This is a genomic window from Azospirillum sp. TSO35-2 (assembly GCF_003116095.1).
Taxonomy (GTDB): Bacteria; Pseudomonadota; Alphaproteobacteria; order Azospirillales; family Azospirillaceae; genus Azospirillum.
In genome coordinates, this window is record NZ_LGRA01000018.1 from 838,026 (window position 1) to 861,639 (window position 23,614).

Annotated in this window: 20 protein-coding genes; 13 read left to right on the forward strand and 7 right to left on the reverse strand. The window is 69.3% G+C overall.

What is annotated here, in order from left to right:
- Positions 1-159 precede the first annotated feature (159 nt).
- From TSO352_RS14745 to tpiA, 5 genes are all read right to left on the reverse strand, one after another.
- Entirely contained in the window at positions 160-855 is a 696-nt protein-coding gene (locus tag TSO352_RS14745) for a dienelactone hydrolase family protein (RefSeq protein WP_109108046.1), read from the reverse strand.
- A 72-nt stretch (positions 856-927) separates the two neighbouring features.
- The gene (locus TSO352_RS14750) at positions 928-2,757 is read right to left on the reverse strand and encodes an autotransporter domain-containing protein (protein WP_109108047.1); all 1,830 of its coding nucleotides are present in this window, start codon (positions 2,755-2,757) and stop codon (positions 928-930) included.
- Positions 2,758-3,044: 287 nt separating this feature from the next.
- Positions 3,045-4,676 (reverse strand): CTP synthase, encoded by a 1,632-nt coding sequence (locus TSO352_RS14755; protein WP_109108048.1) that lies wholly within the window; start codon positions 4,674-4,676, stop codon positions 3,045-3,047.
- Positions 4,677-4,876: 200 nt separating this feature from the next.
- Entirely contained in the window at positions 4,877-5,218 is a 342-nt protein-coding gene (secG, locus tag TSO352_RS14760) for a preprotein translocase subunit SecG (protein ID WP_109108049.1), read from the reverse strand.
- Positions 5,219-5,326: 108 nt separating this feature from the next.
- Positions 5,327-6,082: a triose-phosphate isomerase gene (gene tpiA / locus TSO352_RS14765; RefSeq protein ID WP_109108050.1), complete on the reverse strand. Its 756-nt coding sequence runs from the start codon at positions 6,080-6,082 to the stop codon at positions 5,327-5,329.
- Between the two features lie 344 nt (positions 6,083-6,426).
- Between tpiA and mbfA the strand changes: the two genes are divergently transcribed.
- Both mbfA and TSO352_RS14775 read left to right on the forward strand, forming a co-directional pair.
- Positions 6,427-7,383 (forward strand): iron exporter MbfA, encoded by a 957-nt coding sequence (mbfA, locus tag TSO352_RS14770; RefSeq protein ID WP_109108051.1) that lies wholly within the window; start codon positions 6,427-6,429, stop codon positions 7,381-7,383.
- Positions 7,384-7,705: 322 nt separating this feature from the next.
- On the forward strand, positions 7,706-8,218 hold the full coding sequence (locus TSO352_RS14775) for a MarR family transcriptional regulator (RefSeq protein WP_109108052.1): 513 nt from the start codon (positions 7,706-7,708) through the stop codon (positions 8,216-8,218).
- A 4-nt stretch (positions 8,219-8,222) separates the two neighbouring features.
- On the opposite strand, the gene TSO352_RS14780 is transcribed toward TSO352_RS14775, so the two are convergent.
- Positions 8,223-8,549, reverse strand: coding sequence for a hypothetical protein (locus TSO352_RS14780; protein WP_109108053.1), 327 nt, complete (start codon positions 8,547-8,549; stop codon positions 8,223-8,225).
- A 191-nt stretch (positions 8,550-8,740) separates the two neighbouring features.
- Here TSO352_RS14780 and TSO352_RS14785 point away from each other — a divergent pair, with 191 nt between their 5' ends.
- On the forward strand, positions 8,741-9,442 hold the full coding sequence (locus TSO352_RS14785) for a response regulator (protein ID WP_109108054.1): 702 nt from the start codon (positions 8,741-8,743) through the stop codon (positions 9,440-9,442).
- A complete protein-coding gene (locus TSO352_RS14790; RefSeq protein ID WP_109108055.1) occupies positions 9,439-10,818 on the forward strand; it encodes an ATP-binding protein in 1,380 nt (459 codons plus the stop codon). The genes TSO352_RS14785 and TSO352_RS14790 overlap by 4 nt, the downstream gene beginning before the upstream one ends.
- Before the next feature lie 110 nt (positions 10,819-10,928).
- Here TSO352_RS14790 and TSO352_RS14795 read toward each other — a convergent pair whose 3' ends face one another.
- The gene (locus tag TSO352_RS14795) at positions 10,929-11,618 is read right to left on the reverse strand and encodes a response regulator transcription factor (protein WP_109108056.1); all 690 of its coding nucleotides are present in this window, start codon (positions 11,616-11,618) and stop codon (positions 10,929-10,931) included.
- 645 nt (positions 11,619-12,263) lie between these two features.
- Here TSO352_RS14795 and TSO352_RS14800 point away from each other — a divergent pair.
- The 9 genes from TSO352_RS14800 to TSO352_RS14840 all read left to right on the forward strand — a co-directional run bounded on the left by TSO352_RS14800 (position 12,264) and on the right by TSO352_RS14840 (position 23,590).
- The gene (locus TSO352_RS14800) at positions 12,264-14,636 is read left to right on the forward strand and encodes a UvrD-helicase domain-containing protein (RefSeq protein ID WP_109108057.1); all 2,373 of its coding nucleotides are present in this window, start codon (positions 12,264-12,266) and stop codon (positions 14,634-14,636) included.
- A gap of 110 nt (positions 14,637-14,746) precedes the next feature.
- Positions 14,747-15,964, forward strand: a complete 1,218-nt coding sequence (locus TSO352_RS14805; RefSeq protein ID WP_109108058.1) for a hypothetical protein — start codon at positions 14,747-14,749, stop codon at positions 15,962-15,964.
- A 119-nt stretch (positions 15,965-16,083) separates the two neighbouring features.
- Positions 16,084-17,157, forward strand: coding sequence for a hypothetical protein (locus TSO352_RS14810; protein WP_109108059.1), 1,074 nt, complete (start codon positions 16,084-16,086; stop codon positions 17,155-17,157).
- 158 nt (positions 17,158-17,315) lie between these two features.
- Positions 17,316-18,206 (forward strand): 50S ribosomal protein L11 methyltransferase, encoded by an 891-nt coding sequence (locus TSO352_RS14815; RefSeq protein WP_109108060.1) that lies wholly within the window; start codon positions 17,316-17,318, stop codon positions 18,204-18,206.
- Positions 18,207-18,271: 65 nt separating this feature from the next.
- Positions 18,272-18,742 carry a TerB family tellurite resistance protein gene (locus TSO352_RS14820; protein WP_109108061.1) on the forward strand — a complete coding sequence of 157 codons (471 nt, stop codon included), beginning with the start codon at positions 18,272-18,274 and terminating at the stop codon, positions 18,740-18,742.
- Positions 18,743-18,858: 116 nt separating this feature from the next.
- Positions 18,859-20,913 carry an aminopeptidase P family protein gene (locus TSO352_RS14825; protein WP_109108062.1) on the forward strand — a complete coding sequence of 685 codons (2,055 nt, stop codon included), beginning with the start codon at positions 18,859-18,861 and terminating at the stop codon, positions 20,911-20,913.
- A 264-nt stretch (positions 20,914-21,177) separates the two neighbouring features.
- On the forward strand, positions 21,178-21,543 hold the full coding sequence (locus TSO352_RS14830; RefSeq protein ID WP_109108063.1) for a chemotaxis response regulator CheY: 366 nt from the start codon (positions 21,178-21,180) through the stop codon (positions 21,541-21,543).
- Between the two features lie 102 nt (positions 21,544-21,645).
- Complete coding sequence (locus TSO352_RS14835) at positions 21,646-22,683, forward strand: protein phosphatase CheZ (protein ID WP_109108064.1); 1,038 nt, start codon at positions 21,646-21,648, stop codon at positions 22,681-22,683.
- A gap of 175 nt (positions 22,684-22,858) precedes the next feature.
- Positions 22,859-23,590, forward strand: coding sequence for a protein phosphatase CheZ (locus tag TSO352_RS14840; RefSeq protein ID WP_109108065.1), 732 nt, complete (start codon positions 22,859-22,861; stop codon positions 23,588-23,590).
- The last annotated feature ends 24 nt before the right edge of the window (positions 23,591-23,614 follow it).

Below are 23,614 nucleotides of genomic sequence, written 5' to 3' on the forward strand. Positions count from 1 at the left end.
CTCCGAACAAAGATGGCCCTTGCATCCCACTAAACGGAGAGATGGTCAATGGCGGGGGGCGTGGGGAACTGCAGGCCACTTAGGCGCCTGCCGAATGCCCCCCACCCTAACCCTCCCCCGCTGGGCGGGGGAGGCTAGGTGGGGGCGTCACCCTGCCCCTCACCCCAGATGCGTGCGGAAGAACTCCACGGTCAGGCGGTTGGCCTCGTCGGCGGCGTCCTCGTCGTAATGCTCGCCGCCGGGGCGGGCGAAGGCGTGGTCCATGCCGGGGTAGACCTTGGCCGTCACCCAGCGGTTGCCCGCCACGCCGGCCAGCAGCGCCTCGCGCTTGTCGGGGCTGGAGAATTTGTCGTTCTCGGCGATGTGCAGCAGCAGCGGCGCCGTGATGGCGCCGGCCTCGCCCAGCAGCCCGTCCAGGCCGACGCCGTAATAGCCGACATTCGCCTCGGCGTCCGATCGCGTCGCCATCAGGAAGGCCAGCCGGCCGCCCAGGCAATAGCCGACGCTGCCGGCCTTGCCGGTGCAATCGTCCTGCGCCCGCAGCCAGGCCAGCGTCGCCTTGAGGTCCTCGACCGCCTGGTCCTGGTCCAGGCCGTTCATCAGGGCGAAGGCCTGGTTCCACTCCTCCTGGCTCTTGTCGGTCAGTTGCACGCCCGGCTGCTGCCGCCAGAACAGGTCGGGGCAGACCGCCAGGAAGCCCTGCGACGCGTACCAGTCGCACAGCTCGCGCATCACGGCGTTGACGCCGAAGATCTCCTGGATCACCACCAGTCCACCGCCCGGCTTCACCGCCGGCTTGGCGACGTAGGCGGAAAAGCGGCCGCCGTCGGCGGCGTCGATCATCACCTCGGACATGGCGTCCTTCCTCCCATTGACGAATCCGCCCCTGATATGGGGCGGGATCGCCACCCGTCACCCCGCCATCGCTCAGAAGCCGAGGCTGAGCCCGACGAAGCCGCCGTAGTCGCGCCGGTTCTCCTCGCCGACGCGGGCGTTGAGCCCCAGCGTGCCGGTCACCGCGTCGGCCAGCTTGAAGGACGCGCCCGCCGTCAGGTCGACGTAGCTGCGGTCGGGCTTCGCCACCGCCACGTTGTAGGCCAGTGTCGAGACGCTGCGGCTCTCCACCCCGATGCTGCGCTGGTCGTCCTTGAACTCGCGGTTCAGCGTGACCTTGGCGTAGGGCAGGACGCTGCCGAAATCATAGGCCGCCTGATAGCCGACGCTGCCGACCAGCGAGTTGCGGGTCTGCGAATGGAAGGTGAAGCCGAACAGGCTGCTGTCCTCGCTGAAGCCCTCGACCTCGACATGCTGGTAGCGCAGGCCGAGCACCGGCCCGTGGGTCAGCCCGCCCATGGTGAAGTCATAGCCGCCCTCGACGCCGAGCGAGGCGTTGATGCCCTCGGTGCTGCCGCCGGTCGAATGGGCGGTGCCGTTGATGGTCACGCCGCGCCGCAGGTCGTAGTCGGCAAAGCCGAAGGAACCGACGCCGTTCAGGAAGGCGCCGCCCAGCCGGTAGACGCCGTAGCCGCTCAGCACATACTCGCGCTGCTTGTAGTCGCCGCCGGTGGAGAAGCTGCCGCGATAGTGCGACGCCGTGCCGGCGACGCCGAGCAGCAGGTTCTCGGTGAAGCGCTTGTCGATGCCGACGCTGACCGACAGCGGGGTGCCGCGCGCCCCCTCCTGCCCGCCGGCGCCGGGATCGCCGGTGCGCTCGCTGGTCAGCCGGCCGACGCCGCCGCTGACCCAGGCGCCGGACGTGCCGGGCTGGCGCGTCCACAGGCTGGTCGCCGCCTGGGCGAGGATCGTCGCGGTCAGTTGGTCGCGGGTGCGCAGCGGCGATTCGGCGAGCTGCGCCACGTTGCCCGGCGCGGTCAGCGCGTTCAGCACGAAGTCCGACACCGCGCGGTGGCCGGCCGTCGTCGGGTGGACGCCGTCGGCGAACAGATAGGTCTCCGCCGCGTTCGACGCCACCAGGGTGGAGGAGGTGCAGAGCAGCGAGCTGCTGGTGGTGCAGGCGGTGCCGGTCACGTTGGTGAAGCCGTAGGCCGCCGGGTTCGCCACCGCGGCGCGCAGCAGCGCATAGGTGTCGATCGGGATGACCGAGACGCCGGCGTTCGCCAGCCCCAGCGTGACCAGCTGGTTGTAGCCGCTGACCAGCTGGGTGATCTGCGCCGCGGCGGCCGTCCCCTGCGCCAGCCCGAACGGGGTCGAGCCGATGTCCGGCACCGTCGGCACCAGGATGGTCTTTGCGCCGGCCGCGCGCAGCCGCGCCACCTGCGTCACCAGATCGCTCGCCGCCTGGGTCACCGTCGCCTGGGCGGTGGCAGGGGTGTTGAGCGCGGCGAAGATGTCGTTGGCGCCGCCCCACACGGTGTAGAGCGCGTTCGGGTCGGCCCGCCCGCCGGTCGCGGCAAGGTAGCCGGAGATCTGCGTCGCCACGCTGGGCGCCAGCGCCGTCGGGCCGGTCGCCGGCACGCCGACCCCGGTGTTGACCCGCGCGCCGCCGACCGCGTAGTCGGTGCCGCCGCGCGCCGCCGTCGTCGCGGAGGTGCCGAGCGCCCCGGCGAGATTCTCCGCCCACACCGGGCCGGGGTTGGTGGTGAACTTGCCGCCGGCCGGCAGCAGCGACCGGAAGGCGCCGCTGTCGGTCAGGCTGTCGCCGAAGAAGATGGTGGAGGAATAGTCGGCGGCCCCGGCCGGGCTTGCGGCAAGGGCGGTCAGGCCGATGGCAAGGGCGGCAATCCTGGCTCGTCTCATGGTGTTTCCCCGATCCGATTGTTTGTTGCGCAGACTTTTTGCGGATCGTTACACAGGGATGGCGGGCGCGCAAGGAAGGTGACGTATGGGGAAGGTGGCGGGCATGAAAACGCCCCGCCTTTTGGGGCGGGGCGTTTGGAGGACGGTACAAGGGGCGGGACAGTTTTGCCCCCACCCTAACCCTCCCCCGCTCACGCGGGAGAGGGTGCCTTATGCGAAGCGGCGGCAGTTCCCTCTCCCTCGAAGAGGGGGAGGGTTAGGGAGGGGGCAAGTGCAGTACGCGCCCCTCAGACCAACCGGCTCTGGTCGATCGCCGCCTTGATGAAGGAGGTGAACAGCGGGTGCGGTTCGAACGGCTTCGACTTCAGTTCCGGGTGGAACTGCACGCCGATGAACCAGGGATGGTCGGGGATCTCGACGATCTCCGGCAGTTCGCCGTCCGGCGACAGGCCGCTGAACAGCATGCCGCAGCGCTCCAGCCGCTCCTTGTAGTAGACGTTCACCTCGTAGCGGTGGCGGTGCCGTTCGGAGATGTCGGTGGTGCCGTAGACCTCGGCGACCTTGCTGCCGTCCAGCAGCTTGGCCGGATAGGTGCCCAGCCGCATGGTGCCGCCCAGGTCGCCGACCTCGGCGCGACGCTCCAGCGTGTTGCCGCGCATCCATTCGGTCATCAGGCCGACCACCGGGTTGCCCGGCTTGCCCAGCTCGGTCGAGCCGGCGTCCTCGATCTTCGCCATGTTGCGGGCGGCTTCGATCACCGCCATCTGCATGCCGAAGCAGATGCCGAAATAGGGCACCTTGCGTTCGCGCGCGAACTGCGCCGCCCGGATCTTGCCTTCCGTCCCGCGCGAGCCGAAGCCGCCCGGCACCAGGATGCCGTGGACGTTCTCCAGCCGTTTCACCGCCGCCTCGTCGTCCTCGAAGATCTCCGAATCGATCCAGTCGAGGTTGACCTTGACGTTGTTGGCGATGCCGCCGTGGGTCAGCGCCTCGGCCAGCGACTTGTAGCTGTCGAGCAGGCTGATGTACTTGCCGACCACCGCGATGGTGACCTCGCCCTGCGGCTTGCGCACCCGCTCCATGATGCGGGTCCAGCGCGACAGGTCCGGCTCCTTGTCGGCCGACAGGCCGAAATAGCTCAGGACCTGGGTGTCGAAGCCTTCCTCGTGGTAGCTGATCGGCACCTGGTAGATCGAGTCGACGTCGAGCGCCGCGATCACCCGCTCTGGACGGATGTTGCAGAACAGCGCGATCTTCTTGCGCTCGTTCTCCGGGATCGGGCGGTCGGCGCGGCACAGCAGGATGTTGGCCTGGATGCCGACGCTCAGCAGTTCCTTCACCGAATGCTGGGTCGGCTTGGTCTTCAGCTCGCCGGCGGTCGGGATGTAGGGCAGCAGGGTCAGGTGGATGTAGAGGACATTCTCCTGCCCGACCTCGTTGCCGAACTGGCGGATCGCCTCCAGGAAGGGCAGCGACTCGATGTCGCCCACCGTGCCGCCGATCTCGATCAGGATGAAATCCTCATCGGTGGCGTCGGCCCGGATGAACTCCTTGATCTCGTCGGTGATGTGCGGGATGACCTGGACGGTGCCGCCCAGGTAATCGCCACGCCGTTCCTTGGCGATCACGGTCGAATAGATGCGGCCCGTGGTGATGTTGTCGCCACGGCGGGCCGGAACGCCGGTGAAGCGCTCGTAATGGCCGAGGTCGAGGTCCGTCTCCGCCCCGTCGTCGGTCACGAAGACCTCGCCGTGCTGGTACGGGCTCATCGTGCCGGGGTCGACGTTCAGGTAGGGGTCCAGCTTGCGCAGGCGGACCTTGTAGCCGCGCGCCTGAAGAAGTGCCCCAAGAGCCGCCGACGCCAGACCTTTGCCCAGCGAAGAAACGACGCCACCGGTGATGAAGATGTAGCGAGTCATGTCCGTCCGAAGAGCTTGAGAGCTGTTCCATGTCCCCGTAGGGGACGGATTCCACCGGTCCCCAGAGGGGACGGAGTCTTCATGTCCCCCGAAAGGGTCGCCGCCGAAACATCGTGTCGCGGTGGTCGGCCCTCAAAAGAAAGAGGCGGCTTCGGGGAGGCCGCCTCTGCTGTATGCACCCGTGCGTGACGACGTCCCGTTTACTGGGAAACCGGTGGCGCGGGTTGGGCCGGAGCCGCCGGGGCGGTCGGCGCCGCCGGAGCGGCCGATCCGGCCGGAGCCGCCGGCAGGGTGTCGATGATCGACGCCGGACGGGAATGCCCGCCGGCCAGGATCGCCAGCACGATGCTGGTGGCGAAGAAGCAGCCGGCCAGGATGCCGGTGGTCCGGGTCAGCAGGTTGGCCGTGCCGCGGGTGCTCATCATGCCGCCCATCGTGCCGCCGCCGATGCCGAGCCCGCCGCCTTCCGACCGCTGGATCAGGATCACACCGACCAGCCCGACGGCGATCAGCAGGTGAATGACCAGAATCACCGATTCCATGCGATGCTCACCCCACAACCCATCCCAAAAATCGAATAGCGCGCCACAGGCCGTCTTAAGGGCCCGTGGCGCGCGCCCACTGTTTGTACCGCGGCACCGCGCGATATGCTAGCGGCAACTGGTGCCGATCGCCCAGAAATCGTCGGCCTTCAGCGCCGCGCCGCCGACCAGCGCGCCGTCGACGTTGTCGACCGCCATCAGCTCCGCCGCGTTCGACGGCTTGACCGAACCGCCATAGAGGATGCGCACCTTGTTCGCGTCGGCGATCCTGCCCTCAAGCTGGGCGCGGATGTGGGCGTGCATCGCCTTGACGTCGTCCGGCGTCGCGGTCTTGCCGGTGCCGATGGCCCAGACCGGTTCGTAGGCGATCACCGTGTTGGCGGCGCTGGCCCCGGCGGGAATCGAACCGGCGAGCTGGCCGGCCACCACCGCGTCGGCTTGGCCGGCGTCGCGTTGCGCCTCGGTCTCGCCGACGCAGATGATGGCGATCAGGCCGGCCCGGTGGGCGGCGACCGCCTTGGCGTTGACCACCGAGTCGCTCTCGCCGTGGTCGGCGCGGCGTTCCGAATGGCCGAGGATGACATAGCGGCAGCCGGCGTCGGTCAGCATCGTCGGCGCCACGTCGCCGGTGTGGGCGCCCGAGGTCTTCGGCGCGCAATCCTGGGCGCCCAGCGCCAGCGGGCTGTCGGCGATCGCCTCGCCCACCGGGAACAGCAGCGGGAACGGCGGGCAGACCAGCATGTCGAACACCACCGGCCCGGCGCCCTTCAGCCGCCCGGCGAGGTCGGAGGCGAGATCCAGCCCGTCGGCCTTCAGCCCGTTCATCTTCCAGTTTCCAGCGATCAGTTTCCGGCGTTCGGTCATGGTCGTTTCCTTCTTTGTCTTGTCCGGCTTTGCCTTGGCCGGGCTTGGCGGGACGTTCTTTGCGGCCTCTCGTGCCCTAGCCCATAGCAAGCCCGCCGCGGAATATCCACCCACCCGACCGGACAAGAGCCGGACGGGACATCATGCAGCACCCCCTGGGGGGGCGGGATGATGGGGCCTCGTTCCCTCTCCCGCCCCGGGAGAGGGCGACCGTTGCCGGAGGCGATTGGACCGGTTCAGCCGAAGCGCCGATTTGACGATGTCCCCGGCCGGGATAGGATTATGGACGGCGGTTCCGCCGCCATCCCCGCGACCTCGTCCCCGATCCCCGCAAGGCTGCCCTCATGAAGAACTTCTCGGACCTGTCGGAAAAGGAGCTGCTGGCGCTCGCCATCGCGCTGGAGGAGGAGGACAGCCGGATCTATGACGAGTTCGCCCACGGCCTGTCCGACAACTACCCCGACACCGCCCAGCTGTTCCGCGCCATGTCGTCGGAGGAGAACGGTCACCGCCACCGGCTGCTCGACCTGTTCCGCGCCAAGTTCGGCGACCACATCCCGCTGATCCGCCGCCAGGACGTGAAGGGCTTCGTGGAGCGCAAACCGGTCTGGCTGACCCGCCCGCTGGGACTCGACACCGTGCGCCGGCAGGCCGAGCTGATGGAGGCGGAGACCAAGCGCTTCTACGCCCGCGCCGCCCAGCGCTCGCAGGACGCCTCGATCCGCCAACTGCTGGGTGACCTCGCCGAGGAGGAGCGGCGGCACGAGGCCAAGGCCGAGCGGCTGGAGGCGACCCTGGTCTCCCCCACCGTGCGCGAGCAGGAGCATGAGGCCGAACGGCGCCTGTTCGTGCTGCAGATCATCCAGCCCGGGCTGGCCGGGCTGATGGACGGCTCGGTGTCGACCCTGGCGCCGCTGTTCGCCGCCGCCTTCGCCACCCAGACCAGCCACGAGACCTTCCTGGTCGGGCTGGCCGCCTCGATCGGCGCCGGCATCTCGATGGGCTTCGCCGAGGCGCTGTCCGACAACGGCTCGCTGACCGGGCGCGGCAGCCCGTGGCTGCGCGGGGCGGTCTGCGGCGCCATGACGACGCTGGGCGGGCTGGGCCACGCCCTGCCCTACCTGATCCCGCATTTCTGGACGGCGACCGCCATCGCCATCGCCGTGGTCATGGTGGAACTCGCCGTCATCGCCTGGATCCGCAACCGCTACATGGACACGCCGCTGCTGTCCGCCGCCTTCCAGATCGTCGTCGGCGGGCTGCTGGTGTTCGCCACCGGCATCCTGATCGGCAGCGCCTGACGGTGGTGGTCCGAGACCAAGGGCAATCGCTTACGGACGCCAAATTCTCATACATGGATTCGGTCATCCCCGCGGAGGCGGGGAACCAGGAAGCTTTTGTGGAGCGTTGCTGAAATGGCTGGATTCCCGCCTTCGCGGGAACGACGGGGGTTTCCTTGCATAGGATCAAATCTGCCATATGCGATAGCCCTGGTCCGCCTCCCTCACCGGATCATCGGCGAAAGCGACGATCCGGTACGAGCTTGTTCTTGTAACGCGGCGCACGATTGTTTATGTCTGAGTTCCTGACCTAATTAGAACAAATCGAACCAACCGCGTCATCATGGCTGACCTTAAAGCGGGCGTGAACCAGCTCTTCCTCCGCGAGGAGGAACTCCGCACCGGCATGGAACTGCTGTTCTACGCCTACCGCGAATTCACGGCCGAACCGGATGAAATCCTGGGAGAGATCGGCTTCGGCCGGGCGCACCACCGCGTCATCTACTTCGTCGGCCGCTACCCGAAGATCACCGTGTCGGAACTGCTGGCGATCCTGAAGATCACCAAGCAGAGCCTGTCGCGCGTGCTGGGCGAGCTGGTGCGCCAGGGCTTCATCGACCAGCAGACCGGCGCCCGCGACCGGCGCCAGCGCCTGCTGGAGTTGACGGAAAAGGGTGTGGAGCTGGAACGCCAGCTGTCGGAAACCCAGCGCCAGCGCATCGCCCGCGCCTACCGCATGGCCGGGGCGGAGGCGGTGGAGGGTTTCCGCAAGGTGATGATGGGAATGCTGGACGAGGAGGACCGGACGAAGTTCGCGCCGCCGGTCCCCCCCGCCCGTCTCGCCGTCAAACGCTGACCGCTCAGCCGGTGGTCGATTCGGACCCTGTGGATTCCGCCGCTTCGTCGGTGGCGGTGTCGGTGTTGGCCGGAACGGCGGCGGTGTCCGCCGTGTTGGTGTCGCCGTCGGTGGCGCTTGCCTGGAGGGTTTCGGCGGTGGGCTCGGTTCCGTTCGTCGGAGCGGCAGCCTTGCCGTCCGCGGGAGCACGGCGACGGAAGCTGCCTTTGCGGTACACCACGTTTTCCGAGGCGCCCGGCGGGCAATGAACAATCGCTCCGCCCTTCGCCAGAAACGCGCGGGTCATCGCGTCCAGGTCCTGGCGGTCGTGGGACCTGTTGTCATCGGCCATAGTGATCGCTCCTGTTTCGCTCGGCCCTCAGTGAGGACGTCTGGAAGCTTAACACGGAAAACGGCCGAAACGGCCAAGCCCTTACACGCCTGCCCGCCATGCACCCCCCATGCTCCACACCTGTGGAGACCTTGGTGCCCCCCGCACAGGACGGCTATGTCGATTGCGGGGAGCCGCGTTATAGTCGAACCATGACCGAAGATCAGCCCCACATCCTGGTCGTCGACGACGACACCCGCCTGCGCGAACTGCTCCGCAAATACCTCGCCAGCAATGGTTTCCTGGTCAGCACGGCGCGCGACGCCGCCGACGCGCGGGCGCAGCTCGGCGGGCTGGCCTTCGACCTGCTGGTGCTCGACATCATGATGCCGGGCGAGTCGGGGCTGGAGCTGACCGAATCGCTGCGGCGCGAGCGCGACCTGCCGATCCTGCTGCTGACCGCCCGCGACGAGCCGGACGACCGCATCGCCGGGCTGGAGGCCGGGGCCGACGATTACCTGGCCAAGCCGTTCCAGCCGCGCGAGCTGCTGCTGCGAATCAACTCCATCCTGCGCCGGCAGGCCGCCCGCCCGCCGGAACCGGCCGCCCCGCCCGCCGCGCCGGTGCGGCTCGGCCCGCTGACCTACCTGCCCGACCGCGACGAGCTGCGCGCCGGCGACGAGGTGATCCGCCTGACCACGGCGGAAGCGAGCCTGCTGCGCATCCTCGCCGCCTCCCCCGGCATGACCTTCACCCGCGAGGAGCTGACGGAGCGCAGCAAGGTCGCCGGCAACGCCCGCACCATCGACGTCCAGGTGACCCGGCTGCGCCGCAAGATCGAGAGCGACCCGCGCGAACCGCGCTACCTCCACACCGTGCGCGGCGAGGGCTATGTGCTGAGGCCCGATCCGTGACCGCCGCCACCGGCCCCGACGCGGTGACCACCCGCCGCGGCGACCGGCGCCGCCGCACGCCGTGGCTGAAGCGGTTCCTGCCGCGCACGCTGTTCGGCCGGTCGCTGCTGATCATCGTCACGCCGGTGATCCTGGCCCAGGCGGTGGCGACCTGGATCTTCTACGACCGCCACTGGGACACGGTGACCAACCGGCTGGCCTTCGCGGTGGCCGGCGACATCGCCACCTCGATCGCCATGCTGGAGCGCGACCCGTCGCCCGACGGCCGCGACTGGGCGCTGGCCACCACCGCCCGCACCACCGACCTGATCGTCACGCTGGAACCGGACCAGGTCCTGCCCGACAAGAAGCGGGCGCCGAGCGGCCTGCTGGAACGCACGCTGGCCAAGGCGCTGGAGGAACGGGTGGCCCGCCCCTTCGCCATCAACACCCGCGTCGCCCATGAATGGTACGAGATCCGGGTGCAGATGCCGAACGGCGTGCTGTCGGTGATGTCGCCGGAACGCCGGCTGTTCTCGCCGACCAGCTACATCTTCATCCTGTGGATGGTGGGATCGGCGATCGTGCTGTTCGCGGTGGCGATCCTGTTCATGCGCAACCAGATCCGGCCGATCAAGCGGCTGGCCATCGCCGCCGACGCGCTGGGCAAGGGCCGCGACGTCTCCAACTTCAAGATGGAGGGGGCGACGGAGGTGCGGCAGGCCGCCTCCGCCTTCCTGCTGATGCGCGAGCGCATCCAGCGCCAGATCACCCAGCGGACCGAGATGCTGGCCGGCGTCAGCCACGATTTGCGGACGCCGCTGACCCGGATGAAGCTGGCGCTCGACATGATCGACGCCCCCGACCTCGACCCCGAGGTGGAGGAGCTGAAGGCCGACGTCGCCGAGATGGAGATGATGATCGAGGGCTATCTCGCCTTCGCCCGCGGCGAGGGGACGGAGGCGGTGCAGCCGACCGACCTGACCCGCCTGCTGAACGAGGTCGCGGCCGGCGCCCGCCGCGACGGCACCGAGGTGACGCTGACCGCGCCGGCCGGCCTGACCATGTTGGCCCGCCCCAACGCGATGCGGCGCTGCATCGCCAACCTGCTGGTCAACGCCGGCCGTCACGCCGGCACCGCCTGGGTCCAGGCCGAGCGGCGGAACGGCGTGATCGAGATCGTCATCGACGACGACGGCCCCGGCATCCCCGCCAAGCTGCGCGAGGACGTCTTCAAGCCCTTCTTCCGGGTCGACAGCTCGCGCAACCTCGACACCGGCGGCTCCGGCCTCGGCCTGACCATCGCCCGCGACGTTGCGCGCGGCCACGGCGGCGACATCACGCTGGACGACAGCCCCTATGGCGGCCTGCGGGTGGTGATCCGCCTGCCGGAGTGAGGGTCGGTCCGACGGCATGAAAAAGCCCGCCATCGTCGGGCGGGCTTTTTCATGTCATGCGACGGTTGCCCCTCCCCCACATCGTGGGAGAGGACGGGCGCGCGGCCCCCTTACTGGTTCGCCGCCGCCGCGACCACGTTGGCGCCGGCGAGTTCGCCGCCGATGCCGTTGTTGAGCGCCCAGATCGCCGCCTGGGTGCGGTTGGAGGCGTTGATCTTGCGCAGCAGGCTCTTCAGGTGGACCTTCACCGTCGCCTCGGTGATGTTCAGGTGGTTGGCGATCATCTTGTTGCTGTTGCCGTTCAGCAGGCAGCGCAGGATCTGCACCTCGCGCTGCGACAGGCCCTTGCGGCGGGTCGGCAGCTCGGTGCCCATGTCGTCGGTGCGGCCGCTGACCAGCAGCTCGGCCAGATGGGTCGGGAACACCTTCTCGCCCATCATCACCAGCTTCAGCGACTGCATCAGCGCCTCGCAGGCGATGTCCTTCAGCAGGTAGCCGCCGGCGCCGGCGCCCAGCGCGCCCGACAGGCGGCGGGTGCACAGATCGTTGGTCAGGATGACCATCTTGACCGAAGGATGCTCGTCACGCAGCGTGCGCATCGCCTCGATCTCCTCGTCGACGCCGCTCGGCGGGTCGACCAGGACCATGTCGGTCACGGTGCCGGCCTTCAGCGAGGCCAGACCTTCGCGCAGGCTGCTCGCCTCGCCGACGACGTTGAAGGACGTGCCCTCGAACAGGCGCTTCATGCCCTCACGGAAAAGCTTGTTGGCGTCGATGAGGAAAACGTTGATGGCATCCATGGTCTCAGCCCGCCTTTGTTCCGTTCCAATGAAAGAGCGCCCGTGTGGCGCATCCGGGGCATCCCCGACCGACCGCGCTTGCGTCCGGTCCCTTCCCCGTCAGGGTGCGGGGGTGCCTCGTTGTGATCCATAGATACCCCCGATTTGCGCCGCGCAAAATTTCGCTTAGGTAAATTTTTTGTCGAGCAATGGGCATATGCCCTAAGCCCGGATAAGACGAGATGCCGGTATGGTGGCCTTTCCGCTGGTCGGCCGGAATAACGATCTGTGACAGAAAAGAGCTTTTTGTTAACGGATGACCTCTGTGCTGTCCCGACTCTGAACAAAGGCTGTGGTAGACTTATCCATCTGCCGGAGTAGATCGCGCAGCATTATGCCCCGACCGATCGGTTGAGGCGTATGGCCCGGCCGCCGGACCTTCGGCCTACGCTTTGGCCCGCGGTGGGACCCCCGCCGCGGCGATCGCGCCGCCATCGGCCGGGCGCGGGCGGGCCGTCTGCGGGGTTCGGGGCGGGGCGGTTTGTGCTATATACGTTCCGACCGCAAGAAAGCCTGCCCACGCTTGTGCCGATTTCGGACGTCCGGACCCGAAGGTCGCGACGGACGCCAGGCACCAGCACCAGACGCCCGATTCCGGAAGAGCCCATGTCAGACGCCTACGACGACGATCCGTTGAGCCACGATCCGCTGATCAATGATCCGCTGAGCCATGCGGACCCCTCCGCCGCCTTTCCCTCCGGCGCGCCGGCTTCGGCGCAGCGCTTCGCCTATCTGGACGGCCTCAACCCGACCCAGCGGGCGGCGGTGGAGGCGTTGGACGGACCCGTCCTGGTGCTGGCCGGCGCCGGCACCGGCAAGACGCGGGTGCTGACGACCCGGCTGGCCCATCTGCTGATGACGCGCCGCGCCGCCGCCTTCCAGATCCTGGCGGTGACCTTCACCAACAAGGCCGCCCGCGAAATGCGCGAGCGCGTCGCCCATCTGGTCGGGATCGAGCCGGAGGGCTGGTGGCTCGGCACCTTCCACGCGCTGGCCGCCCGCATCCTGCGCCGCCACGCCGAACTGGTCGGGTTGAAGTCGAACTTCACCATCCTCGACACCGACGACCAGGTCCGCCTCATCAAGCAGTTGCTGGAAGCGGCGAACATCGATTCGAAGAAGTGGCCGGCGCGGCAGGTGCTGAGCGCCATCGAGCGCTGGAAGGACCGCGGCCTGACCCCCGACCGCCTGGCCGACACCGATGGCGGCGACGTGGCCGGCGGCCGCGTCGTGGCGATCTACCGCGCCTACCAGGAACGGCTGCGCACGCTGAACGCCTGCGACTTCGGCGACCTGCTGCTGCACAATCTGTCGATCTTCCAGGGCCACCCCGACGTGCTGGCCGAGTATCACCGCAAGTTCAAATACCTGCTGGTCGACGAATACCAGGACACCAACGTCGCGCAGTATCTGTGGCTCAGGATATTGTCGCAGGCGCACAAGAACATCTGTTGTGTCGGCGATGAGGATCAATCGATCTACGCCTGGCGTGGAGCCGAGATCGGCAACATCCTGCGGTTTGAAACCGACTTCCCCGGCGCTACTATTATCAAGCTTGAGCAGAACTACCGATCGACCGGGCACATCCTGGCGGCGGCGTCGGGGCTGATCGCCAACAACCAGGGGCGGCTGGGCAAGACGCTGTGGACCGAGGCCGACGGCGGCGAGCCGATCCGGGTCAAGGCGGTGTGGGACGGCGAGGAGGAGGCGCGCTGGATCGGCGAGGAGATCGAGACGCTCCAGCGCAAGGGCACCCCGCTGTCGCAGATCGCGGTCCTGGTCCGCGCCGGCTTCCAGACCCGCGAGTTCGAGGAGCGCTTCATCACGCTGGGCCTGCCCTACAAGGTGCTGGGCGGCCCGCGCTTCTACGAGCGGCAGGAAATCCGCGACGCGCTGGCCTATTTCCGCGTGGTGAACTCGCCCGACGACGACCTCGCCTTCGAGCGCATCGTCAACGTGCCCAAGCGGGCGGTCGGTCCGGCGGCGCTGCAATGCCTCTACACCGCGGCGCGGGCGCGCGGGGTGTCGCTGACCGAGGCCGGCTGGGCGCTGACCGAGACGGACGAGCTGAAGCCGAAGCTGCGCGCCACCCTGCGCGGGCTGCTGCAGGACTTCTTCCGCTGGCGGACGCTGATGGCGACGGTGCCGCACACCGACCTCGCCCGCATGATCCTCGACGAGTCGGGCTACACCCGCATGTGGCAGGAGGACAAGACGCCCGAAGCCCCCGGCCGGCTGGAGAACCTGAAGGAACTCGTCACCGCCATGGCGGATTTCGAGAACATGCCGGGCTTCCTGGAGCATGTCGCGCTGGTGATGGAGAACGCCGAGGCCGCCGGGATCGAGCAGGTGACGGTGATGACCCTGCACGGCGCCAAGGGGCTGGAGTTCGACCATGTCTTCCTGCCGGGCTGGGAGGAGGGCGTCTTCCCCAACCAGCGCGCGCTCGACGAAACCGGCATCGCCGGGCTGGAGGAGGAGCGGCGGCTGGCCTATGTCGGGCTGACCCGGGCGCGCAAGCGGGCCTATGTCAGCCACGCCGCCAACCGGCGGCTCTACGGCACCTGGGCCAGCGCCATCCCCTCGCGCTTCGTCGAGGAACTGCCGCAGGACAATGTCGAGACCGAGGCGGCGAGCGGCCTGTTCGCCGGCAGCGGCGCCCGCGGCGGGGCGGGGGGGTACGGGGTCGGCGGGGCCGGCGGTTATGGCGGCGGGATGGGGGGCGGCTTCCAGTTCCGCGGCTCCACCCGGCAGGCGCCGGCGCCCAAGACCATCACGCTGGACCAGGGGGCTTACGCCGTGGCGCCACGCCCGCGCCCCGACGCGCCCTTCGCCAAGGGGGCGCGGGTGTTCCACCAGAAGTTCGGCTACGGCACGGTCGTCGCGGTGGCGGAGGACAAGCTGGAGATCGACTTCGAGCATTCCGGCACCAAGAAGGTGATGGACAGCTTCGTCGTTCCCGCCGACAAGGCGGGGTGAGCCGCTCGCCCGCAACGGGCAGCACGCCGGGGCTGTGACGGCCGTCACAGCCCGGTGCGCCGCCGCGGCGCAGGGTTGGAGCGGTCGCAACAGCACCGGAGGCCATCGCCGTGTTCGGGACGGGCAGCGTCAGTTACGAGGTGCAGAGCCGCCGCGAGGGCCGTTGGCGCATCGAAGGCGCCTACACCGACCAGGAGGCGGCGCTGTCCGCCGCCCGCTCGCAGCTTGCCGCGTCGGGGGTGGACGAGGTCAAGGTGATCAGGTTCCGCACCGTCGCCGGCCTGTCGCTGGAAACGGTGATCCTGCACAAGACCGCCCCCAAGCCGCCGCGCCTGGGCCTGACGCTGGGCGGTACGGCCGAGGGTGCGCCGCTGTGCCGCACCCCGGACGACCTGCGCGGCTTCGACAGCCGGGTGGTGATCGGCCGGCTGCTCCGCCCCTATCTCGATGCCCAGCGCATCACCCCGACCGAGCTGCTGCATTCCTGGCCGCTGTTCCGCAAGCTGGACGAACAGGGCGCGCTGCTCGGCGCCGCCATCCACGCCGTCGCCCGCCATCACGCCGACATCCACGGCGTGGCCCCCGGCCCCCGCGCCCGCGAGCTGCGCCTGCTGGTGGAGGCGGTCACCGGTGCCGCCCGCGACACCTTGGCCGAACGGCGCCGGCTGCCGCGCTTCGACAGCAGCGATCTCCCCGGCACCAGCCGCAGCATCGAGGCCGCGGTGGGGGACGCCGGGCACGACACGCTGTTCCTGACCCTGCTGTGCCAGCATCTGGAAGGTGGCGGCACGCTGGCCGGCAAGCTCGACCTGCTGCTGGCGATGATCGATGGGGATGGGGAGGGCATGGAGCCCCGCCATCTGGCGCTGCTCGACGGCGTCATCGCCGACATCATGGGCTCCGCCGACACGATGAAGGAGCTGCTGGGCGCGCAGCCAAGCCTTCACGCCGGGCTGTGCGCGCTGATCGACGCCCTGTTCGACCGCGATCCCGATCCGGCGCCGACGTCCATGGCGGCTCCCGTGGCGGGGTCGCTGCGCCGGGTGTGCCTGCTGGCCCTGCGCGGCCGGGCGCCGCAGAGCCGCGCCGTCCTTTTGGAACGGCTGCGCCACGCCATCGCCGGCGAACAGCCGCTCGACCGCCGCGACGCCAAGGCCGAAGCGGTGCTGGCCCACGGCCTCGCCGACCGGCTGAAGGGGGCGGACGGCGCGCTGCTGGGGGGTGCCGCGATGGAAAAGGCGCTGGACCGCCGCCTGCTGCGCCACCGCCAGTCCGTCCTGCGCGCCCAGGGCATGCACGACATCGCCGACCGCCTGGGCGGGCGGTGACGGCCGGGAGCGGGCGGCGGCCATCGTGGGCGAAGCCGGTCATGGGAAATTCACATGACTGGCTTCGGGCACCTCCCTAAACAGGGAGAAACCCCCTCCGTGCCGACTTGGAAACCATCATGCACCGTTTCGTTTTCGCCGTTTTGCCCGCCCGCCGGACCGCTCTGGCTCTGGTGGCCGCCGCCCTGCTCGTCACCGCGGGCGCGCGGTCCGCGGCGGCCCAATCCACCGCCGGCCAACCCGCGGCGCCGGTGGTGACGCCCTTCTCCTTCGGCCTGTGGGGCGATTTGCCCTACGCCAAGAACGGCGACGGACCGAAGATGAAGCGGCTGATCGACAACATGAACGAGGCCGACATCGCCTTCTCGATGTTCGACGGCGACACCAAGGACGGCAGCTCCGAATGCACCGACGGCAGCTACGCCGACGCGGTGGCGCTGTTCGATCAGCTCAAGCGCCCGATGATCTACGTCCCCGGCGACAATGAATGGACCGATTGCCACCGCCTGAACAACGGCGGCTACGACAATCTGGAGCGGCTTGCCCACGTCCGCAAAACCCTGTTCGCCACCAACCAGAGCTATGGCCAAGCCAAGCTGACGCTGGAACAGCAGGGCAAGCCCGGCGAGGCGTTTTCGGAAAACACCCGCCTGATCCACAACGGGATCGTCTTCGTCGGGCTGAACATCCCCGGCAGCAACAACAACAAGGTGTTCGACGAGAAGGATTGCACCAGGAAGAGCGCCCGCAAGGCCGAGCAATGCGCCGCCGACAACGCGGAGTATGAAGAGCGCGACGCCGCCAACATCGCCTGGATGAAGGAGGCCCTGGCCAAGGCCAAGGCGATCGGGGCGCCGGGCGTGGTGCTGACCTTCCAGGCCGACCTCGGCTTCGACCTGCCGGAAACCGAGGGCGTCGACGAGCGCAAGACGCCGGGCTACGACGGCTACGACCGCTTCATCGACGCGCTGGTCGCCGAGGCCAGGGGCTATGACGGCCAGATCCTGATCGTCCATGGCGACACCCACTTCTTCAAGGTGGACAAGCCGCTGGTCAACCAGGCCAACCTGATCGCCAACGTCACCCGCGTCGAAACCTTCGGCAGCCCGAACGCCCATTGGGTGAAGGTCGACGTCGATCCGGCGGCCCGCGAGCTGTTCGTCGTTCATCCGATGATCGTTCCCGGCAACTGACCGGACCGGGGGACGGCGGGTGGGCGGACGCCGGTTCCGGCGCCGTCGGGACGGGTCGCGGAGGTGGGCGGCCCCCCTTGGTGCGGATTCCGATTTCTTCGGATCGGGAACCGCTCTAAAACGCTGCGGTCGTCTGTCGTCGTCGGAAAGCCCCTGCCATGTCGCAAACCCCGCTCTGGCGCATCGCGCTGGTCGTTCCCGAAGCCCATGTCCCGGCCTTTGCCGAGGCGGTGGGCGACCATGCCGATGCGGTGTCCACCTTCGAACTGGAGGAGGGCGGCGACTGGCTGGTCGAGGCGACGCTGTACGGCCAGCCCGACGAGCCCCGCATCCAGTCGCGCGTCGCGGTGCTGGCCAAGGCGCTGGGCATCGACGAGCCGGTGCTGGCGGTGGAAAACCTGCCGGCGATCGACTGGGTGTCGCACAGCTACCAGGGCTTCCCGCCGATCCGCGCCGGGCGCTTCTTCGTCCACGGCTCCCACCATGAGGGCACGGTGCCGGCCGGCAGCATCGCGCTGCTGGTCGACGCCGCCACCGCCTTCGGCACCGGGGAGCATGGCTCGACCAACGGCTGCCTCCAGGCGCTCGACCGGCTGTCGCGCCACCTGAAGCTGCCGCGCGGCGGCAAGGGCGGCGCGCTCGACATGGGCTGCGGCTCCGGCATCCTGGCGCTGGCGGTGGCCAAGCGCTGGCGCGTGCCGGTGACCGCGGTCGACATCGATCCGGAGGCGGTGCGCGTCACCCGGATCAACACCGCGCTGAACGGGCTGAAGGGCCGCATCCGCGCCCAGGGCGGTGACGGCTACCACACCCGCATCGTCTCGCGGCACAAGCCCTACACGCTGATCACCGCCAACATCCTGGCTCGCCCGCTGTCGCGCATGGCGCCGCTGCTGCGCCGCCATCTGAAGAAGGGCGGCTACGCCGTGCTGGCCGGGCTGCTGAACCGGCAGGAACGCCACGTCATCCAGGCCCACCGCAACCAGGGCCTGCGGCTGGTCGCCCGCATCCCGGTCGGGGAATGGACCACTCTTGTGGTGAAGCGTTGAAACCAACGGACCGGCAATCGACTTCCCCTAGGGACACTGTTCCGACACGTTCCTGGGGAGTCACCATGCTGAACCGCATCCGGTCCTTGTTCACGGGCGACAACGGCGCCGAACCGGGCGAGGACGCCGTGCAGGCGGCGGCCGCCGCCCTGATGGTCGAGGCCGCGCGCACCGACAACACCATCTCGGGCGAGGAGCGCGAGCGCATCCTGGCCGTCACCCGCCGCCACTTCGCGCTGAGCGAGGAGGAGGCGCAGGACCTGCTGTCCGCCGCCGTGTTCGACACGGAGGGCGCCTCGCCCTACCACCGCTACGTCAGCGTCATCCTGGAGCGCTGCGCGCCGGACCAGCGCCTCGGGATCATCGAGATGCTGTGGGAGGTCGCCTACGCCGACGGCGTCCTGAACGACCTGGAAGCCAGCCTGCTGCGGCGGATCGGCGGCCTGCTCCACGTCTCCGACGTCGAGCGGGGCGAGGCGCGCAAGCGGGTGCTGCAACGTCTGGGCCTGCCCGACGACGCCGGGTTGCCGATCTGACCCCACCCGCCCCGCCGGCACACCTTCCGGCGTAGGCGCCGCGCGACGGCTTGCGCCGGGACGGCGCGGTGCCTAGCCTGGGGGTGTTGGCTTCACCCTCTTGAGGAACCCGCTCCGTGCCCAGCGCGTACCGTGGCGACGACGCCCTTGCGACCCTGTTGACCCAGGCCGGGATCGTCCGTTTCCCCGCCGACATCCGCGCGCTGGTCGCCGGCGTGCTGGCCGCCCCCGAGGGCGAGGATCCGGCGGCCTGGCTGGTGCTGGTCGGCGACCCCTTGCCCGACGCGCTGGCCAGCCAGCTTCAGGCGCTGAAGGCGGAGATGGCCGCCGCGGCGGAACCGGCCCACCCCCATTCGGCCCGCCCCCATTCGGCCTGCCCGAGCCCGGCGGAGCGGCTGGCCGCGCTGCGCGCCGCCCTGAAGCGCCGCGACCTCGACGGCTTCATCGTTCCGCGCGGCGACGAGCATCAGGGCGAGTATGTGCCGCCGCGCGCCCAGCGGCTGGGCTGGCTGACCGGCTTCACCGGCTCGGCCGGCCATGCGGTGGTGACCGCCGCCCGCGCCGCGATCTTCGTCGACGGCCGCTACACCCTCCAGGTCCGCGGCGAGGTGCCGGCCGACCTGTACGAGTACAAGCATCTGGTCGAGGATCCGCTGGCCGACTGGATCGCCGCGGCGCTGCCGGACGGCGGGCGGTTCGGGTACGATCCGTGGCTGCACACCATCGGCTGGGTGGAGAAGACCCGCGCCGCGCTGGAGCGCGCCGGCATCCTGCTGGTGGCGTGCGAGGACAACCCGCTCGATTCGGTGTGGCACGACCAGCCGCCGGCCCCGCTGACCCCGGTGGTGCCGCAGGACGACGCCCTCGCCGGCGAAAGCTCCGCCGACAAGCGGGCCCGGCTGGCCGACGACCTGGCGCGCAACGGCATCGCCGCGGCGGTGCTGACTCAGCCCGACAGCATCGCCTGGCTGCTGAACATCCGCGGCGCCGACGTGCCCTGCACGCCGCTGCCGCTGTCCTTCGCCATCCTTGGCGCCGACGCCTCGGTCGACCTGTTCCTCGACCCGCGCAAGCTGGCGCCGCAGACCGGCGCCCATCTGGGCAACCAGGTGCGGGTGCGGGCGCTGGCCGAGTTCGGCGCGGCGCTGGACGCGGTGGCGCGCGGCTCCGCCCGCGTGCTGGCCGACCCGTCCTGCACCTCGGCCTGGATCGTCGACCGGCTGCATCTGGCCGGCGCGAGGGTCGAGCGCGAGGGCGACCCCTGCGCCCTGCCCAAGGCCTGCAAGAACGAGGCGGAACTGGCCGGCACCCGCGCCGCCCACACCCGCGACGGCGCCGCCATCGTCCGGTTCCTGCGCTGGTTCGCCGGGGCGGCGCCCAAGGGCGACCTGACCGAGCTGCGGGTGGTGGAGCGGCTGTTGGCCTTCCGCCGCGAGAACGAGCGGTTCCGCGGCGTCAGCTTCGACACCATCGCCGGCGCCGGGCCGAACGGCGCCATCGTCCATTACCGCGTCAGCCCGGACACCGACCGCAGGCTGGAGCCGGGCAGCCTGTTCCTGCTGGACAGCGGCGCCCAGTATCTGGACGGCACCACCGACGTCACCCGCACGCTGGCCGTCGGCGAGCCGACGCCGGAGATGCGCGACCGCTTCACCCGCGTGCTGAAGGGCCACATCGCGCTGTCGACCGCCCGTTTCCCGCGCGGCACGACCGGGTCGCAGCTCGACGTCCTGGCGCGGCTGCCGCTGTGGCAGGCCGGGTTGGACTACGACCACGGCACCGGCCACGGCGTCGGCAGCTTCCTGTCGGTGCATGAGGGGCCGCAGCGCATCTCCAAGGTCGGCAACACGGTGGCGTTGCAGCCGGGCATGATCCTGTCCAACGAGCCCGGCTACTACAAGACCGGCGCCTACGGCATCCGCATCGAGAACCTGATCGTCGTCCGCCCGCTGGAGGCGGAGGGCGATCTGGGTGGGGCCGAACGGCCGATGCTGGGGTTCGAGCCGCTGACCCTGGTGCCGATCGACCGGACGCTGATCGACCGCGCGCTGCTGACCGGGGCGGAGGTCGCCTGGATCGACGCCTATCACGCCCGCGTGCGCGAGTCGCTGCTCCCGCTGCTGGACCAGGCCACCGCCGCGTGGCTGGCCGGTGCGACGGCGGCGCTCTGACCGGGGGGCGGGACGGACTTTTCGACCGGGCGGCGGGGGTCAGGGTTGCTACCCCTGTCGGTGCCCTGTGGAATCGCTAAGATGCTGACGCGCGTGGTAACACGTTCTTTACCAGCCTGCTTCAGTGTGTGCCAAGGGGATGACTTTTGGCGGCGGTTAGGGCACTAAAGTCGGCATCACTTCCCGAATTACGGCGCAGCCCCGCGCCGGGTGGGCGTAAACGCCGGAGCGATACCGGCAATGGATTATTGCGGAGACGTCTAGATGAAGATCCTCGTCGTCGATGATTACGCCACCATGCGGCGCATCGTGCGGAACCTGTTGACCCAGATCGGCTACACCGACATCGACGAAGCCGGCGACGGCGTCTCGGCGCTGGCGAAGCTGCGCGAGAGCAAGTTCGGCCTCATCATCTCCGACTGGAACATGGAGCCGATGACCGGCCTCCAGCTCCTCAAGGAAATCCGTGCGGATGCGAAGCTGGCGGGCACGCCCTTCATCATGGTGACCGCGGAAAGCAAGACCGAGAACGTGATCGCGGCCAAGCAGGCCGGCGTGAACAACTACATCGTCAAGCCCTTCAACGCCGACACGCTGAAGCAGAAGATCCAGGCCGTCATCGGCGGCTGATCGTCGGGCGCATCGGTGATCGATCCGGGCGTAAGGCGGTCAGGCCGTTCCGCGTCCGGAGCGTAGGGCGGCTGGCGCATCCAGTTTGGGGAGTGGACCGGTTTGGAGCAGCTTCCACAGCTGTCCGATGAGGAGTTCGAGCAGATCGAGGACGCCATCGCCCGGTCGGCGAAGGGGAGGGCGTTCCTGCGGCGGCTCCACCGGCGGTCCCTCGGGGCCGCCACGGAAGAGGTGCGCGCCATGCTGCAGGAGTTTCGCGACTCCTGGAGCCGGCAGAACGAAGCGGTGGAGGCCGGCAAGCATGTCGGGGTCCTGCGCCGCGAACTGATGGAAATGGCCGCCTCCATCGAACAGGCCCGGCGCGAGGTGGCGGCGTTGCGTCCGCCCGACGGGTCGAGCGACAAGATCCTGTCCGCCACCAACGAACTGGACGCCATCGTCATCTCGACGGAGCGCGCCTCGTTCGAGATCCTGAACGCCGCCGAACGGCTGATGGATCTGGCGGGCAAGCTGCGCGCCAGCGGCGCCGACCCGGCGATGTGCAACGAGATCGACGGGGAGGTGAACAACATCTTCACCGCCTGCTCGTTCCAAGACCTGACCGGCCAGCGCACCAGCAAGGTGGTCAACGCGCTCCGCTACATCGAACAGCGCGTCATCGCCATGATCAACATCTGGGGCGAGGACGGTCTGGCCGGCATGGTGGTGGCGGAGGAGCAGACCGACAAGCGCCCCGACGCCCATCTGCTCAACGGCCCGCAGCTCGACGGCCACGGCGTCAGCCAGGCCGACGTCGACAGCATGTTCGACAGCCCGGCGCCCGCCCCGGCTCCGGCCCCGGTCCAGTCCAGCCAGGCTGACATCGACAGCCTGTTCGACAGCCCGGCCCCGGCCGCCGCTCCTCCGGCCGCCGCGGCTCCGGTGCAGGCGAGTCAGGCCGACATCGACAGCCTGTTCGACAGCCCGGCACCCGCCGCGGCACCCGCGCCCGCGCCGGCCAAGAAGCCGGTGCCGAAACCGCCGGGGGCTCCGGTCAAGGCCAAGGCCCCGCCGAAGCCCGCCGCACCGCCGCCGCCGCCCGCGGCGGCCGAGCCGCCGACACCGCTCGACCAGGCAGCCATCGACGCCCTGTTCGGGTAACGGGCGCCGACGGCAACCGGCACCCGCGGGTCCCCGCCCCCTTCCATCCCGATCCTTCCCTCCGGCTGCCCGCCGGACGGGCAAGGGCCGGCCCAGACACCGACACGCCGACCGAACATCAGCCACACTCCACCACCAAGGCCAAGGCGGCCGTTTCCGAGAGGCGGGACCGAGAATGAAGCAGATGACCAAGCCCTTCATGGCCGAGCTTCAGAAGGCCCGCAAATCCGGGCACCCGTTCAAGGCGCTGGTCGAGGACGGGGCGGCGCCCGCGCTGCCGGCGCCGGTGCAGGTGGTGCAGGCCGACAACAGCGACGTGATCCGCGCCATCGGCGACCTGGGCGCCAAGCTGGACCGCTTCCTGACCATGGACGCGGCGCAGATCGACCAGATCCAGGTGGAGATCGCCGACATCTCGGGCCGGATCAAGGCGACCAAGGTGGAAATGGCGGCGATCCGCCACCCGCTGGCCGGCGACGACAAGTTCCAGCAGGCCAGCCAGGAGCTGAGCGCCGTCGTCGCCGCGACGGAGGCGGCGACCAACACCATCATGGCCTGCGCCGAAGAGCTGGAAGAGGTGGTGTCGGAGCTGAAGTCCTCCCTGCCGGAGGGCTATCACAACGACCGCGTCAACGACATGGTCGACGTCATCGTCCGCATCTACGAGGCCTGCAACTTCCAGGATCTGACCGGCCAGCGCATCACCAAGGTCGTCCGCGCCATGTCCTTCATCGAAGAGCGCGTCGACGCGATGATGGGGCTGTGGAACAAGCGCGAGTTCGAGGCGATGCCGCTGCCGCCGTCGGTCACCAAGAAGGACGAGGACCTCGACCTGCACGGCCCGGCCGAAGCGACCCCCGACAGCGGCAACATCAGCCAGGCCGACATCGACGCCCTGTTCGGCTGAGCCGCTGCCGGTCACCCCTTGCCC